Raw genomic sequence first — 14,718 nt, 5'->3', positions numbered from 1 at the left:
GCCTATCAAACCGCTGTTCTCTCACGGCTCAGTGCCCGGCTACCGCATGTTTTTGTGTGCGGTGCTGGCCGGCGCGCTGATGTTCGTGGACACCCACTTCACTCGCATGGAGTCGGTGCGCGCCCAGCTGTCGACACTGGTGGCGCCGATTCAGTGGGCCGTGAGCCTGCCAAGCGACGTGCTCAACTGGGGGGCGTTGGCGTTGTCGGATCAGCGTGCCCTGGTGGAGGAAAATCGTCGCCTGCGCGAGCAGTTGCTGACGCTGTCCCATCGGGTTCAGCGCATGGCGAGCCTGACCGCGGAGAACGTGCGCCTGCGCGAGCTGCTCGACGCCGGGCGCGAGCGCGAGGTTCCTTACCTGACCGCCGAGCTGTTGTCCTTGGACCCCGACCCCTTCACCCACCAGATGGTGATCGATCGGGGCCGGCGCGATGGCGTCTACGTCGGCCAGCCGGTGATGGACTCGTCGGGGCTTGCCGGGCAGATCAGTGAACTGTCCGCGTATTCCAGTCGAGTACTGCTGCTGACCGACGCCAGCCACGCGTTACCGATCCAGGTCAATCGCAATGGCCTGCGCTTCATCGTGCAGGGTACCGGCAACTATGAGGCCCTCAAGGTGTTGCATGTGCCGGATACCGCCGACATTCGCGAGGGCGACCTGCTGGTCAGTTCCGGGCTTGCCGGGCGCTTCCCGGCGGGCTATCCAGTGGCTCGCGTGAGCGAGGTGTCCCACGACCCGGGCGAACCTTTCGCCACGGTCAAGGCGCGTCCGGTGGCTCAGCTGCAGCGCTCACGGCATTTCCTGCTGTTGTTTCCGCCCGAGCCTGCGCTCAATGCGGCCGATGGCCGTTGGCATCCTGATCTTGATCCGGTGGCGATCGAGGCCGCGCTGCGTCTGGTCGAGCTGCTCACGCCGCCCGTCGAGGAGGAGGAGTAATGGCCGTCGCTCCGCGCATTGGTCTGATCTGGGTGTGGCTGACCCTGGCCCTGGCACTTTGCCTTCAGGTCATGCCCATGGCTGAGGGGTGGCAGGTGTGGCGCCCCGACTGGCTGGGGCTCATGCTGATCTACTGGTGCATGCAGCAACCCGATCGCATCGGCGTCTTCCACGGCTTTGTGCTGGGGTTGTTGCTCGACCTGATCGAAGGGGCGCCCCTCGGCCAGAATGCGCTGACGCTGTCCCTGCTGGCGTTTCTGGGGGCCCTGGTGTATCCGCGTTTTCGTACCTATTCGCTGCTCCAGCAGGCGGTGCTGATCTTCGTCTTGCTGGGCATGGTGCAGCTCGTCGAGCAATGGCTGCGCACGCTGTTTGGCCCCTTTTCGATTCATTTGTCGTTCCTGCTGCCGTCGCTGATCGGCGCGGCACTGTGGCCGTGGCTCGCGACGCTGTTCAAGGCGTTGGCACGACGTCCGGTGCGAGAATGACCCAGGGGGCGGCGGTGTTCGAATCCGACCTGCGCTCTCACCAGACGCAAGGGGAGAAGGGGCCATGATCGAAGCGCAGTCGAGCCAGGTGCGTGATCCGGTGCTGTGCCTGGCGTCGGCATCGCCGCGTCGGCGTGACTTGCTTGGCGCTATCGGCGTCAGCGTCGCCTTGTGCCCGGTCGATATCGACGAGACGCCCATCCCGGGTGAGTCGGCGCAGGCCTATGTCGCGCGCCTGGCCCGGTCCAAGGCCGAAGCCGGCGCCGTCTCGAGCGATCTGCCCACCCTCGGGTCGGATACCGCGGTGGTGCTGGATGGCACCATTCTTGGCAAGCCCGTGGACGAAGCCCATGCCCGTGCCATGCTGCGATCGTTGTCCGGGCGCAGCCATCAGGTCCTGACGGCGGTGGCGGTCACCGGCCCGGCGGGCATGCTGGAGGCGACCGTCTCCACGGAGGTGTGGATGCGCGACATCACGGATGAGGAAATCGGCGCTTACTGGCGCACGTCCGAACCCGAAGACAAGGCGGGGGGCTACGCCATCCAGGGCCTTGCGTCGGTGTTCGTGGCACGCATCGAGGGCAGTCATTCGGCGGTGGTAGGGCTGCCGCTGTTCGAGACGGCGAGACTGCTGGCGCGTCAGGGGGTGCCGACCTGGCAGCTATCCTGAGGCGCGCATTCGCGTTGGGAGAGCGTTCACCAGGTCTTGTCATGGCCTGACGGATAAGGCCCTATGTCGCCTGCCCTATGTCATAATGGCTCGAGACTTTTCAGGACAAGGACTGCCGCATGAGTGGTGAAGTACTCATCAACCTGACGCCCATGGAAACCCGTGTTGCCGTGGTGGAAAACGGCGTGCTGCAGGAGGCGTTCATCGAGCGCGCGAGGCGCCGGGGTATCGTCGGCAACATCTACCAGGGGCGGGTGGTGCGGGTACTGCCGGGCATGCAGGCCGCCTTTGTCGACATCGGGCTCGATCGTGCCGCCTTCATCCATGCCCACGACGTGACACCGCCGGGCGCTCCCGCCGAGGATCAGCAGTCGATCTCGCACCTGCTCCACGAGGGGCAGTCCCTGGTCGTTCAGGTCACCAAGGACCCCATCGGCTCCAAGGGCGCGCGTCTGACCACCCATCTGTCGGTGCCGTCGCGGTATCTCGTCTACATGCCGGACTCGCCACACAATGGGGTGTCTCAGCGGATCGAGGACGACAGCGAGCGGGAGCGCCTGCGAGAACTCGTCGAGGCGGCCCAGGCCGAGCAGCAGATCGATATCTGTGGCGGCTTCATCGTGCGTACCGCCGCCGAGGGCGTGACCCTCGACGAAATGGCCGCGGACATGCATTTCCTGCTGCGCCTGTGGCGCAAGGTCAGCGAGCGCAAGATCACCGCACCGGCCCCCAGCGTGATCTACGACGATCTGCCCCTGTTCATGCGCACGCTGCGCGATGTGATGCGCGACGATATCGAAAAGGTGCGCATCGATTCCCGCGAGAACTACGTCAAGCTGATCGAGTTCGCCGAAGAGTTCATGCCTACGGCGGTCGGGCGCATCGAACATTACGCCGGTGAACGTCCGATCTTCGACCTGTTCAGCGTCGAGGATGAGATTCTCAAGGCCCTGGCGCGCAAGGTGCAGCTCAAGTCCGGGGGCTATCTGGTGATCGATCCCACCGAGGCGATGACCACCATCGACGTCAACACCGGCGGCTATGTCGGCCATCGCAATCTCGAAGAAACCATCTTCAAGACCAACCTCGAGGCGGCGACCGCCATCGCTCGCCAACTGCGCCTGAGAAATCTCGGCGGCATCATCATCATCGACTTCATCGACATGATCGACCTCGAGCATCAACGCCAGGTGCTGAGGATGCTCGAGAAGTCGCTGGAGCGTGATCACGCCAAGACCAAGTGCACCGGCGTCACCGAGCTTGGCCTGGTGCAGCTCACTCGCAAGCGCACCCGAGAGAGCCTCGAACAGACCCTGTGCGAGCCCTGTCCGTCGTGTCAGGGCCGCGGCACCCTGAAGACGCCTGAATCGGTATGCTACGAGATCTTCCGCGAGATTCTGCGCGAGGAGCGCGCCTACAACGCCGAGACCTATGCGGTGCTGGCGTCCCAATCGGTGGTGGATCGCCTGCTCGATGAGGAGTCCGCGGCGGTGGCCGATCTCGAGGAATTCATCGGCAAGACGATCCGCTTCCAGGTCGAGACCCACTATTCACAGGAGCAGTACGACATCGTGCTGATGTGATCCCATGGTGCCGTTCCGCCTACTGTCGCGCTGGCTATTGACGCTGATCGCGGTGGGGCTGGCAGTGGCCGCCCTGGTGATCGTGGTGCTGCGTGTGTCGCTGGGCCAGGTCGAGCGTCTCGAGCCGACCCTGGTCGACATGGTGCGCGATCGTTTCAACGCCGAGGCCAGTCTCGTGGCCGTCGATGGGGCCCTGGAAGGCCTCGACCCCGCCTTGATCCTCGATGGCCTGAGCCTCGAGGCCAAAGACGCCATGGGCAGCTACCCGCTGCTCGAGATCGATCGCGGTGAGGTCCGTCTCGATACGCTGGAAAGCTTGTCCCAGCTCATCCCCGTGGTCGATAAGGCCCACTTCCAAGGGGTGACGCTGCACCTCTATCAGGACCCCGAACGCCGTTGGATCTGGCCCCCTCCCGCGCGCATCCCCCCTGAACTGATGCCCGAAGGCGAGTTCGATCTCGAGCGCCTGGATTTCTGGGTCGGGGTGCTGCTCAGGCAGCGCGCCTGGGTCGATGACCTGCGCCTGGTGCTTCACGGCCAGAGCAAGGTCACCGTGCTGCACGCGCCCAGACTCTTGATGACCGGCGATGAGAGTCGGACCCATATCGAAGGCGAGGTCTTCGTCGAGGGGCGCTCGCAGGAAGCCATGGAAGTGGTGATGTCGCTGACGCCCGGGCAGCGTGATGCCAGCAATTTCAGCGCCGCCTTGCAGGGTACGATGAAGCTTCACAGCCTCACCGGACTCTCGGAACTATTTGGCATCGAGAAGGTGCTGCGCTTCGATGAAGCGAGCGGCGATGCCACCCTGTGGGGACGGTGGGACAACGGTCAACTGGCGGATGTGCGCCTGGACGTCACCGCGCCGCGCCTGGCGCTCAACCAGTCGCCGCCGCTCGGGCAGGTCACCAACGAGGGCGGTGGCGTGGTGATGCGCGGCGCCGAGATACGCGGGCAGTGGCTCAGACGTGGTCTCGATGACTGGGAGGTCTGGCTCGAAGGCGATGCCGAAGGCGTGGCGTGGACCGGCAGCGACGGAGAGCAGGCGCCGAATGCCAATCCGGTCCCCCAGTTCTGGCACATCGAGCGCGTCGATGACGGTTGGTGGGCGAATGCCAGCGGCTTCGAGTTGGCTGCGCTGGCCAAGTGGCGCGAGCGGCTGCGGCTCCCCGAAGGCCTGGCTCGGACGGTCGATTCGCTGCAGCCGAGAGGGCGAGTCACCGGCCTCGGTTTCGGCAAGCGTGGCGGCGAATGGCAGGCCCGGGTCGCCGGAACCGGGGTCGAAGTCTCGCCGTGGGAGAGTGCGCCGGGCGGCGGGCCGCTGGATATCTGGGTCGAGGCCGATGGCAAGCGCGGCCGGGTCGAGTTCGTCGACAGCGGCGATGCCAGCATGAGCTTTCCCGAACTGTTTGCCGCGCCCATGGCGCTGGATCATGCCAGCGGAGAGGTCGCGTGGTCCTACGACGGCCCACGCAGCTTCGTCAGCGGACGCGACCTTCGGGTGGGCTGGCAGGGGGCCGAGGTCGAAGGCGACTTCGGCCTGGCCATTGCCTCGGATCGGCGCGGCGGTTTCGGCCTGACGCTGGACTTTCGCGATGTGGATGCGCGTTCCCGGCCGCTGGTCGATTGGTTGCCGATGCCGCTGCTGCGCAACGACGTCGACGCCGAACTCGCCGAGTGGCTGGCCAGCGGCCTGGCCGGCAGGGTCCCCGAGGGCAGCCTGCGCATTCACGTGCCGCTGCGTGAGCAGCAGGACCTGTCCGCGCCGGTGCTCGAGCCGACGCTCGAGTTGGATCTCGATGTCGTCGACGGCACGGTGCCTTACGCCGATGGCTGGCCGGCGCTGGAGAACGTCAGCGGCCACCTGGCGCTGGAAGGCGACAGCCTGAACGCCACGGTGAATCACGCCGAGAGTCTCGGCGTCGAGACACAGCAGGCCGAGGTCTCCCTGGACGACGATGTGCTCAAGGTCGAGGGCCCGTTGACGGCCTCGCTGACCGACCTGCTGGCGTTTTTGGCCGCGATGCCGGTCGAGGGCGCCGACGCCGCCGAGAGCTGGCGAGGCGACGGCGCCGTGACCGGCACGCTCTCGCTTGGCGTGCCGATGCAGAATCCGGAGGCGCTGAGTCTGACCGTGGCCGCCGATGCCCGCGCCTCCCAGGTCGAGCATACCAGTACTGGTCTGATGTTCAGCGATGTCTCGGGGCCCTTGACCTGGACACAGGAAGGCGAAGACGGCGGCTTGTCGGGACAGATGGGCGGACGCGTTCTCGGTGGGCAGGTGACGGCTGAGCTGGAGGGTGCCAACGATGTGATTGCCTTGTCGGGGCAGGTCGATGCGCCATCGCTGCTCGATTGGGCCGGATTGCCGCGGGACGTCCTGCTGTCCGGGGGGATGCCGTGGCGGGGCCGGCTCAACCTGGACGCCAAGCAACTGAGCCTGGATAGCACCCTCGAGGGGTTGTCGATTGCCCTGCCATCGCCGCTCGGCAAGCGCGCGTCGGCGACACGTCCCCTGCACCTCGACATTGGCCTTGGCGACTCGGCGTCAATGACCGGGAGCTTCGGTCGCGATGTCGGCGTACGTTGGCGGGCAGCCGGCGCTAGCCAGGGCCAGGTCTGGATCGGCCGAGACGCCCCGCGGCAGTGGCCGAGTCGCCCCGGCTGGTCGGTGCTGGCCTACGTGCCGCAACTCGATCTCACGGCCTGGGCCGATGCCTTGAAGCCCCTGGCGTCGTCGATGCCGAGCGCAAGCGGTGGCGGCCAGCCGGCGGTGTCTCGTGTTCAGGTCGATACCGACTGCCTGAGCAACGAAGACCGCTGCCTGGGCTCGCTGTCGATCGACGCCTCGCCGCGTGGTCGCGACTGGGATGTGGCTCTCGCGGGCAGTCTGCTGGCCGGGCGCTTGACCTATCAAGGGCGTAATGCTCAGCCTCTGGTGATCGATCTCGCGCGGTTGCGACTCGATGGCCTGGTACCAGACGACATGGCCTCGTCCGCCGTCAGTGGCGCCGAGGCAGGGTCGTTGTTCGGTGAGCTCGAGGTGGCGCCGGATGCGGCGAGCTTTCCTGCTCGGGTGGGGCAGCTGCCCGCGGGGCGCGTGTCCATCGATACCCTGGAGCATCAGGGCAATCGCTTCGGTCCCTTCCGCGGCGAGTGGCGCGCGAGCCCCGAACGGCTATCCCTGGAGCCGCTGTCCATGACGCTGGGCGAGGTCACCGCCAGCGGGTCGCTGGTCTGGGAGGCCTCCGGCGCCGAGGACAGTCTGACTCGGTCGCGCCTGAGCCTGAGCGGCGGTGATCCGGGCACGGCGTTGGCGGCATTGGGCCAGGACGTTGCCGTGCGTGCCGACGAACTCAATGTCGACAGTCAGCTGGCCTGGCCGGGGGCGCCCTGGCAGTTTGCCCTGGCACGGTCCCGCGGCAGCCTCGACATCGAGATGCGCGACGGCACCTTTGCCAATGTCAGCTCGCCCTCCGCCCGGGTGGTGGGTTTGCTCAACGTCGACAACCTGCTCCGGCGCCTACGCCTGGACTTCTCCGATGTGACCGGAGAGGGCACCGCCTTCGACCGTGTCAGCGGCTCGGCAACCCTGTATGGTGGAATACTCGAGACGGAGGGCCCGGTGACGATCGATGGCCCCGCGACCAACTTTACGCTGGACGGGGCCGCCGACCTGGCGCGACGCCAGCTGGACTTGAAGCTCGGTGTGACCGTGCCGGTGAGTAACAACCTGCCCTTGGCGGCGGTTATCGCCGGCGCCCCGGTCATCGGTGGCGCGCTGTTCGTGGCCGACAAGCTGTTTGGCGACGTGATTGACCGCGTGACACGCATTCATTATCAGGTGAAAGGTCCCTGGACCTCGCCGCAGATTTCTCTGGAAAGTGCTCAATGACATCACCCAATGCATCCTTCGATGAAGCCGTGGCCACCCTGTTGACGCCTGGCGGGCTTGACCTCGATGGCCTCGATAGCGGCCTCGAGCACGCCCTGGGGCAGGGCATTGACTACGCCGATCTCTACTTTCAGCGCAGCTGGCAGGAGGGCTGGGTCCTCGAGGACGGAGAGGTCAAGGACGCCAGCTACAATATCGATGGTGGCGTCGGCGTGCGCGCCATGGCCGGCGAGAAGACCGGGTTCGCCTATTCCAACCAGATCAGTGTCGATGCCCTGGCGGAGACCGGGCGCACCGCGGCGGGCATCGTGCGCAGCGGTCAGCGCCTCAAGCAGGCTCCACGGGTTCAGGTCGTCAGCGACGCACGCTATGACGGTATCGACCCGCTGTCTGGGCTGTCCGCCGAGGACAAGGTGGCGATGCTCAAGCACGCCGATCGCGTCGCTCGGGCGGCCGATCCCAGCGTCACCCAGGTCAGTGCCTCCTTGAGCGGTACCTATGAGGTAGTGCTGGTGCGTTCGAGTGACGGCACCCTGGCGACGGATATCCGTCCGCTGGTGCGCTTCAATGTCAGTGTGATCGCGGTGCGTGACGGCCGCCGCGAGCGCGGCAGCGCCGGCGGGGGCGGGCGCTATCCGATGGCGCGACTGCGCGATGAAGGCGTCGCCGAGACCTATGCCAAGGAAGCGGTGCGTCAGGCGCTGGTCAACCTCGACGCAGTCGATGCCCCCGCGGGCCAGATGCCGGTGGTGCTGGCCTCTGGCTGGCCGGGAATCCTGCTGCACGAGGCGGTTGGCCATGGCCTGGAGGGCGATTTCAACCGCAAGGGCAGTTCGGCCTTCGCCGGGCGCATGGGCCAGCGGGTCGCCGCCGCCGGCGTGACCGTGGTCGATGACGGCACCCTGGCCGACCGACGCGGTTCGCTGTCGGTCGATGATGAAGGCACCCCGACCCAGTGCACGACCCTGATCGAGGACGGCATTCTTACCGGCTACATGCAGGACAAGCTCAATGCGCGCCTGATGGGCATGGCGCCCACCGGCAATGCACGGCGCGAATCCTTCGCGCATATGCCGATGCCGCGCATGACCAACACCTATATGCAGGCGGGCAGCGACGATCCCGAGGACATCATCAAGAGCGTCTCCCGCGGCATCTATGCGGTCAGTTTCGGTGGCGGTCAGGTCGACATCACCTCCGGCAAGTTCGTGTTCTCGGCCAGCGAGGCCTACTTGATCGAAGACGGGCGTATCACCGCCCCGGTCAAGGGGGCGACCCTGATCGGTAACGGGCCTGAGGCCATGGGGCGGGTGTCGATGATCGGCCATGACCTGGCCCTGGATACCGGTATCGGGGTGTGCGGCAAGGAGGGGCAGGGCGTCCCGGTGGGCGTCGGTCAGCCGACGCTCAAGCTCGACGAGCTGACGGTGGGCGGCACCCAGTCCTGATCCGTCTGCAATCGGTCGACGAACGGGGCGCGCCACGGCCGTGCAATGACGGCCGACGGCGCGGTGCAAAGACAATGGCGTCGACCCGCCGTGCCGGCAAGGTGATGACAGGCCGGCGTCAGACCCCGGCGGTCTCGCGAATCAACTTGAACAGGCGCTTGGCGTTGGTCGGCGGCTTGTTCTGTTCGCGTTCCTTGACGGCATTGCGAATCAGCTGGCGTAGCGCCTGGCGATCGACGTCCGGGTAGTCGGCGATGAAGGACTCGATGGCGGGAGTGCCTTCCTCGATCAGACGATCGCGCCATTTCTCCAGCCGGTTCAAGGCGTGGTCGCGATTGACCTGGGTCTGTTCGATCTCGTCGAACACCGCCTGAATGCCGTCGAGATCCTCCTTGCGGATCAGCTTGCCGACGTATTGCATATGGCGGCGGCGCGCCTCACGCGCACGGATACGGTCGGTTTCCTCGATGGCGCGTATGAATTCGTCGGACAGCGGGAAGCGCTCGCGCTCCTTGGGCTTCATGGCGATGAAGGTTTCGCCGAGATCCTGGAGTTCGTGCATTTCGCGCTTGAGTTGGGACTTGCTGGGCCGCTCGTCGGCGGCGGAGAGATCATCCTGGGTCATGCCGGGTCCATAGTCAGAAGGGCGGGTCAGAAGGAGCGGGTCAGAAGGAGCGGGTCAGAAGGCCTGCATCGGGCGAGAGCCTCGAATCAGACGGGCCTACGACGCCTCGGCCCATGACGCATCCTGGCTCCGTCGGAGTCACGATGGTCAGAGTATACCAGCCTGCGCGGCCTGACGGCGGCGCAGCGTCACAGTCAACGATAGGGTCGCTCAGGCGGCCGCGATAGGAGAAGACCTCATGACACAGGCGTTTGATGCCGTGGCCCAACAGCGGGTCCTGGAGAGTCGCGCAGAAACGGCCCTGGCCTTGGCCAGTCGCCTGGGGGCCGATGCCTGCGAATTTGGCGCCAGCGTCGATCAAGGAATCGGCGTCAGCGTGCGCGAAGGCGACGTCGAGTCGGTGGAGCTGTCGCGGGATCAAGGCATCGCCATCACGGTCTATGTCGGCCAACGCAAGGGCAGTGCGTCATCGACCGATGCCAGCGACGAGTCGATTCGCAGTGTCGTCGAGCGAGCCCTTTCCATCGCCCGCTACACCGGTGAGGACGCGGCCTCGGGCCTGGCCGACGCAGAACTGATGGCGACCCACCTGCCCGACCTGGGCGTGCACTATCCTTGGGCCTTGACGACCGATGACGCCATCACGCGTGCCTTGGCCTGCGAGGCCGCGGGCCTGGCCGTGGCCGGCGTGCGCAGTTCCGACGGCGCCAGCCTGTCCAGTGGCGAGGGCGTCAGGGTCTACGCCAACAGCCATGGGTTTCTCGGCAGCCAGCGCGGCAGCCATCACTCGCTGTCCTGCATGCTGATTGCCGAGGATGCCGGTGGCATGCAGCGCGACTACGACTACACCAGTGCACGCAACCCCGACGAGTTGCGCGATGCCGCGGCGGTCGGGCGCAGCGCCGCCGAACGCACCCTGCGCCGTCTCGGCGCCCAGCGTCCCGAGACCGGGCGCTTTCCGGTGCTGTTTGACCCGATGCTTGCCAGCGGCCTGGTCGGCCACCTGATGTCGGCCATCGCCGGGGGAGCCATCTATCGTGATGCGTCCTTCCTGTGCGGTCGCCTCGGTGACTCGCTGTTCCCTGAGTGGTTTTCGCTGCAGGAGAAGCCGATGCTGGTCGGCGCCATGGCGAGTAGTCCTTTCGATGGCGATGGCGTCCAGACCCGGGACAACGTCTTCATCGATCGCGGCAGCCTGGCAAGCTACATGCTCTCGGCCTACAGCGGTCGCCGACTCGGCATGCAAAGCACCGGCAACGCCGGTGGCGCCCGCAACCTGCGCATCACGGCACCGCTGGAAAGCCGTGATGCACTGCTCCAGAAGATGGGGCGTGGGATTCTCGTGACCGAGCTGATGGGGCAGGGAGTCAATGGGGTGACGGGGGACTATTCGCGTGGCGCGGCCGGGTTCTGGGTCGAGAACGGCGAGATTCAGCACCCGGTGGAAGAGTTTACCATCGCCGGTAATCTGGCCGAGATGTTCCAGGGCCTGGTCGGCATCGGCGACGACACCGATACCCGGGGCAGCATCCACACCGGCAGCTGGTTGATCGACAAGATGACCGTGGCCGGCGGCTGACCCTTGGGCGCGAGAAGCGCTCGTCTGCCGCCGCGACACGCCAGCGGCGATCGCCGGGCGACTCATCCTGGCGTGATATCTGGGCGTCTCCTCAGGCCCTGGTGCGGGGCCTGGTACAGGGGCTGGTCCAGGACCTCGGACCGCGATGGGCCGATCCGTAGGGCGACGATGCGTGCCGGGGGCCCCGGTGGGCGTTGCAGCACAACGCGGTGGTGGCGGATGCACGAAAAAAGTGGCCCGCCAGGAGACGGGCCAAACAGGGAATTGCCACGGCCAAAGACACAACCGACCGCAGCCTTGAGATATACGCTTGGGCATGCGCTTTGGATGCATCGGCGCACGCTTTCTCGCCATATCGGCGGCTCGTCTTAGGTTGGCCGGTCTCAGGTTGGCCTCCCTGGTATCCCCATTGCGCTTTGCCAATTCATGGACGGTGGCCCCGCGTTGACCGCCCTCGGGGCGAGACAGGCTATGCTCCACCAATACGTTTCACCTTCGAACGTGGCGATGGGAGAGGCCCCATGAGACCTATGCGTATGCCGTCTTCCGTGCGGCGAGGCTCGTCCGGTGTGACGAAGGTCCTGGCGTGTTGTGCCCTGGTCGGGGCAGGCCTCCCCGCTGGCCTCCCCGCTAGGGCGCTCGCCGGTGAGCAGCCCGTGGTGGTCAATCTCGACAACTATGTGCGTGCCGAGACCGATCGTTACTTCACCCTGTACGGTGACGACGGTTACTTTGGCACTCTGCGCCATGACCGAGCGCCGCCCTCGCTGGATGAACCCGAGGTCATCCGGGCCAATCGTGATGTGCTGCACAGTGTCGGCATCTTCGATCTGAGTGAAGCGATCACCTTCGTGACGCCGTCCAGCGCCACACGCCTGCAATCGATGCAGGTGGTCAACCAGGATCACTACACGGTCGCGATGGAGTACGGCGGTGTCGAGATAGAGCTGACCGAGGGAAGTGTGGGGAGCCGCTATGGGCTGGTGATGTTTCGTACCCAGGTGGATGGCGATGATGTCGCCGACATCGCCGAGGCCAATGCCATGCAGGATGCCATCGAATGGCAGCAGTCTGATCCCGGCGAGTTGAGCTTGCCGCAATGGGACGAGGAGAGCCTAGGCAAGGTTCGCGAGGCGATCCTCGGGCTGTCGCCGTTCATTTCCGGTAGCCACGGCATGTTTGGTGCCCAGGATGACGTCGATCCCATTCGACATCTATGGGGGACGGCGGCGGGCTGGCTCGGCCAGCCCATCGAGGACGCTTATTTCATGACCTTCAGCGTCGCCGCCAACGATGGCGTCACCCCCCATATTCTGACCTTGCCGGTGGAGGTGCCGGTGACCGGCTTCTGGTCGCTGAGTGTCTATGACCAGCAGGGCCGGTTTCTGCCTGACGCCGAGGGCGCTTCATCCCTGACCAGCACACGCGCCGATGCCAATGAGGATGGCTCGGTGACGATTCAGTTCGGCGGCAATCCCGAGGCGCCGAATTACCTCGCCATCGCCCCCGGTTGGAGCTACACCCTGCGCTTCTATCGACCGGCCGAGGCGCTGATCAGTGGCCATTGGATTCCTCCCTCGCCGATACCGATCGCGCTGCCTGGTGAGGGAGGCTCCTAGGTTTCCCTGGCCTCCCTGGCCTGGTTTCCCTGGCCTGGTAGGCGATGTGGCGGCTGCGCTCTTGGCTGCGCTCTTAGCTGCGTTCGGCCCGGGAGCTCCAGGCGTCAGAATGCCAGACCGAGCGCAAAGCCACCGAGCACGTAGCAGAACAGCGTGATCAAGAGCACGCCGATGATGTTGAGGATGATGCCGCCGCGTGCCATCTGGGTGATGGTGACCGCGCCGGAGCCGAAGACGATGGCGTTGGGTGGGGTGCCGACCGGCAGCATGAACGCGCATGTCGCCGCGAAGGCCGCGGGGATGAGCAGCGTCATGGCATCCGCGCCGATGCCGGTGGCAACACCACCGAGAACCGGGATGAAGGTCGCCGCGGTGGCCGTGTTCGATGTGATCTCGGTCAGAAACAGCACGATCAAGGTCACGGCGGCGACCAGGGCGATCATGGGCAGCGCGCCGAGCGCCGTTACCTGTTCGCCGAACCAGCCATCGAGGCCCGTCGCCGCCACGGCGCTGGCCAGCGACAGTCCACCCCCGAACAGCAGCAACACCCCCCAGGGCAGGCCGTTCTCGGCGTCGGTCCAGTCGAGGACCATGTCGCCCTTGGTGTTGCCGGGAAGGAAGAACATGGCAATGCCGGCGGCGATGGCGATGGCGGTGTCGTCGAGCGCCCCCAGGAAGCCGAACCAGTCCCCGATCAGCGGCAGGCTGGTCAGAATGCCGGGCACTACCCAGAAGAAGGCGGCGCCGCCGAAGGCCAGCATGACCATGCGCTCGCCCTGGCTGACCGGACCCAAGGCGTGCAGCTGATCCTCGATCATCTGGCGCCCACCGGGGACCTCGTCGAGCTTGAAACGGTAGAGGACCCGCGTCATCAATACCCAGGCGATCATGATGAAGGTGAACGCCAACGGCACGCCGATCAGCATCCACTCCAGAAAGCCGATATCGCGGCCCAGTTCATCGGCGGCGTAGCCGGCAACGATGGCGTTCGGCGGCGAGCCGAGCAGGGTGCCGAGGCCTCCCATGGACGCCGACCAGGCGATGGCGAGGACCAGGCAGACGCCGAACTGGCGGATGTTCTTGTCGGCGATGACGTCAGAGATCCTGCCGCCTTTGTGAAGATCGTCCCCGACCTGCTCGCCATCGTCCGTGCCGCTTCGCTCCACCACCAGCGTCAACACGGACAGGGCGATCGGCAGCATCATCAGCGTCGTGGCGGTATTGGACACCCACATCGATAGAAAGCCCGTGGCCAGCATCAGGCCGAGTACGATACGGCGGGGCTCGACGCCCACTCGCTGCAGCGTCAACAGGGCGATACGTCGATGCAGTTCCCACTTTTCCATGGCGATGGCGATCAGGAAGCCACCGAGAAACAGAAACACGATCGAGCTGGCATAGGGGGCGGTGCTTTCCGACACGGTGCGGTCCGTGAGCATCGGAATCAGCACGATCGGCAGCAGGGAGGTGACGGACAGCGGAATCGCCTCGGTCATCCACCAGATCGCCATCAGCGTGCCGATGGTGGCGACCCAGCGGGCATCCGGGGTCAATGATCCGGCGCTGCCCATTGCCAACCACACCCCCGCTGCGACCAGCAGCCCAAGGGCGCGCAAGCTCCAGATCAGCCGCGGGGAGCGCCCCTTGCTCGTATCCTCATCGTCGTACTCGCCTTGCTGGTCAATGCGTTCTGCCATGATCGCTCGCCTCCGTTGCTGCGCGACAAGGCGAAAGAGGGCCTTCCGCTGGCGCTGCTCTCAGCGTAGTCCATCCTGCTCGGCGAGAGGATATGCGTATCGGCGGTTGGCCCGAACGGGGGGAGGCAGGGGATGTCGGTCGCGCCGGGGCAGGCACGACCGGGGGAATACGAAGCGTTC

Annotated in this window: 10 protein-coding genes; 8 read left to right on the top strand and 2 right to left on the bottom strand. The window is 65.8% G+C overall.

Annotated elements, in window-relative coordinates; all coding sequences use genetic code 11:
* The first annotated feature begins 46 nt into the window (after positions 1 to 46).
* From mreC to tldD, 6 genes are all read left to right on the top strand, one after another.
* The gene (gene mreC, locus ACUN9Y_RS09870; protein WP_445460534.1) at positions 47 to 937 is read left to right on the top strand and encodes a rod shape-determining protein MreC; all 891 of its coding nucleotides are present in this window, start codon (positions 47 to 49) and stop codon (positions 935 to 937) included.
* Entirely contained in the window at positions 937 to 1,425 is a 489-nt protein-coding gene (mreD, locus tag ACUN9Y_RS09865; RefSeq protein ID WP_445460533.1) for a rod shape-determining protein MreD, read from the top strand. The genes mreC and mreD overlap by 1 nt, the downstream gene beginning before the upstream one ends.
* A gap of 64 nt (positions 1,426 to 1,489) precedes the next feature.
* A complete protein-coding gene (locus ACUN9Y_RS09860) occupies positions 1,490 to 2,095 on the top strand; it encodes a Maf family protein (RefSeq protein WP_445460532.1) in 606 nt (201 codons plus the stop codon).
* A 119-nt stretch (positions 2,096 to 2,214) separates the two neighbouring features.
* Entirely contained in the window at positions 2,215 to 3,678 is a 1,464-nt protein-coding gene (gene rng / locus ACUN9Y_RS09855; RefSeq protein WP_445460531.1) for a ribonuclease G, read from the top strand.
* A 4-nt stretch (positions 3,679 to 3,682) separates the two neighbouring features.
* Positions 3,683 to 7,570 carry a YhdP family phospholipid transporter gene (locus ACUN9Y_RS09850; RefSeq protein WP_445460530.1) on the top strand — a complete coding sequence of 1,296 codons (3,888 nt, stop codon included), beginning with the start codon at positions 3,683 to 3,685 and terminating at the stop codon, positions 7,568 to 7,570.
* Positions 7,567 to 9,018 (top strand): metalloprotease TldD, encoded by a 1,452-nt coding sequence (tldD, locus tag ACUN9Y_RS09845; RefSeq protein ID WP_445460529.1) that lies wholly within the window; start codon positions 7,567 to 7,569, stop codon positions 9,016 to 9,018. The genes ACUN9Y_RS09850 and tldD overlap by 4 nt, the downstream gene beginning before the upstream one ends.
* Positions 9,019 to 9,136: 118 nt before the next feature.
* On the opposite strand, the gene yjgA is transcribed toward tldD, so the two are convergent.
* On the bottom strand, positions 9,137 to 9,643 hold the full coding sequence (gene yjgA / locus ACUN9Y_RS09840) for a ribosome biogenesis factor YjgA (RefSeq protein WP_445460528.1): 507 nt from the start codon (positions 9,641 to 9,643) through the stop codon (positions 9,137 to 9,139).
* Between the two features lie 238 nt (positions 9,644 to 9,881).
* Here yjgA and pmbA point away from each other — a divergent pair, with 238 nt between their 5' ends.
* Complete coding sequence (gene pmbA / locus ACUN9Y_RS09835) at positions 9,882 to 11,222, top strand: metalloprotease PmbA (RefSeq protein WP_445460527.1); 1,341 nt, start codon at positions 9,882 to 9,884, stop codon at positions 11,220 to 11,222.
* A gap of 521 nt (positions 11,223 to 11,743) precedes the next feature.
* On the top strand, positions 11,744 to 12,841 hold the full coding sequence (locus ACUN9Y_RS09830) for a DUF1214 domain-containing protein (RefSeq protein ID WP_445460526.1): 1,098 nt from the start codon (positions 11,744 to 11,746) through the stop codon (positions 12,839 to 12,841).
* Between the two features lie 104 nt (positions 12,842 to 12,945).
* On the opposite strand, the gene ACUN9Y_RS09825 is transcribed toward ACUN9Y_RS09830, so the two are convergent.
* Positions 12,946 to 14,538, bottom strand: coding sequence for an SLC13 family permease (locus tag ACUN9Y_RS09825; RefSeq protein ID WP_445460525.1), 1,593 nt, complete (start codon positions 14,536 to 14,538; stop codon positions 12,946 to 12,948).
* Positions 14,539 to 14,718 lie beyond the last annotated feature (180 nt).

It is taken from the genome of Halomonas sp. V046, from assembly GCF_052645355.1.
Note: the sequence above shows the minus strand (reverse complement) of the source record. Positions and strands in the feature narration are given on the sequence as shown.

What these genes read in the sequence shown, in the direction of transcription:
- mreC (WP_445460534.1), top strand. Translation starts at nt 47, where the DNA reads ATGTTTTTGTGTGCGGTGCTGGCCGGCGCGCTGATGTTCGTGGACACC.
- mreD (WP_445460533.1), top strand. Translation starts at nt 937, where the DNA reads ATGGCCGTCGCTCCGCGCATTGGTCTGATCTGGGTGTGGCTGACCCTG.
- ACUN9Y_RS09860 (WP_445460532.1), top strand. Translation starts at nt 1,490, where the DNA reads ATGATCGAAGCGCAGTCGAGCCAGGTGCGTGATCCGGTGCTGTGCCTG.
- rng (WP_445460531.1), top strand. Translation starts at nt 2,215, where the DNA reads ATGAGTGGTGAAGTACTCATCAACCTGACGCCCATGGAAACCCGTGTT.
- ACUN9Y_RS09850 (WP_445460530.1), top strand. Translation starts at nt 3,683, where the DNA reads ATGGTGCCGTTCCGCCTACTGTCGCGCTGGCTATTGACGCTGATCGCG.
- tldD (WP_445460529.1), top strand. Translation starts at nt 7,567, where the DNA reads ATGACATCACCCAATGCATCCTTCGATGAAGCCGTGGCCACCCTGTTG.
- yjgA (WP_445460528.1), bottom strand. Translation starts at nt 9,643, where the DNA reads ATGACCCAGGATGATCTCTCCGCCGCCGACGAGCGGCCCAGCAAGTCC.
- pmbA (WP_445460527.1), top strand. Translation starts at nt 9,882, where the DNA reads ATGACACAGGCGTTTGATGCCGTGGCCCAACAGCGGGTCCTGGAGAGT.
- ACUN9Y_RS09830 (WP_445460526.1), top strand. Translation starts at nt 11,744, where the DNA reads ATGAGACCTATGCGTATGCCGTCTTCCGTGCGGCGAGGCTCGTCCGGT.
- ACUN9Y_RS09825 (WP_445460525.1), bottom strand. Translation starts at nt 14,538, where the DNA reads ATGGCAGAACGCATTGACCAGCAAGGCGAGTACGACGATGAGGATACG.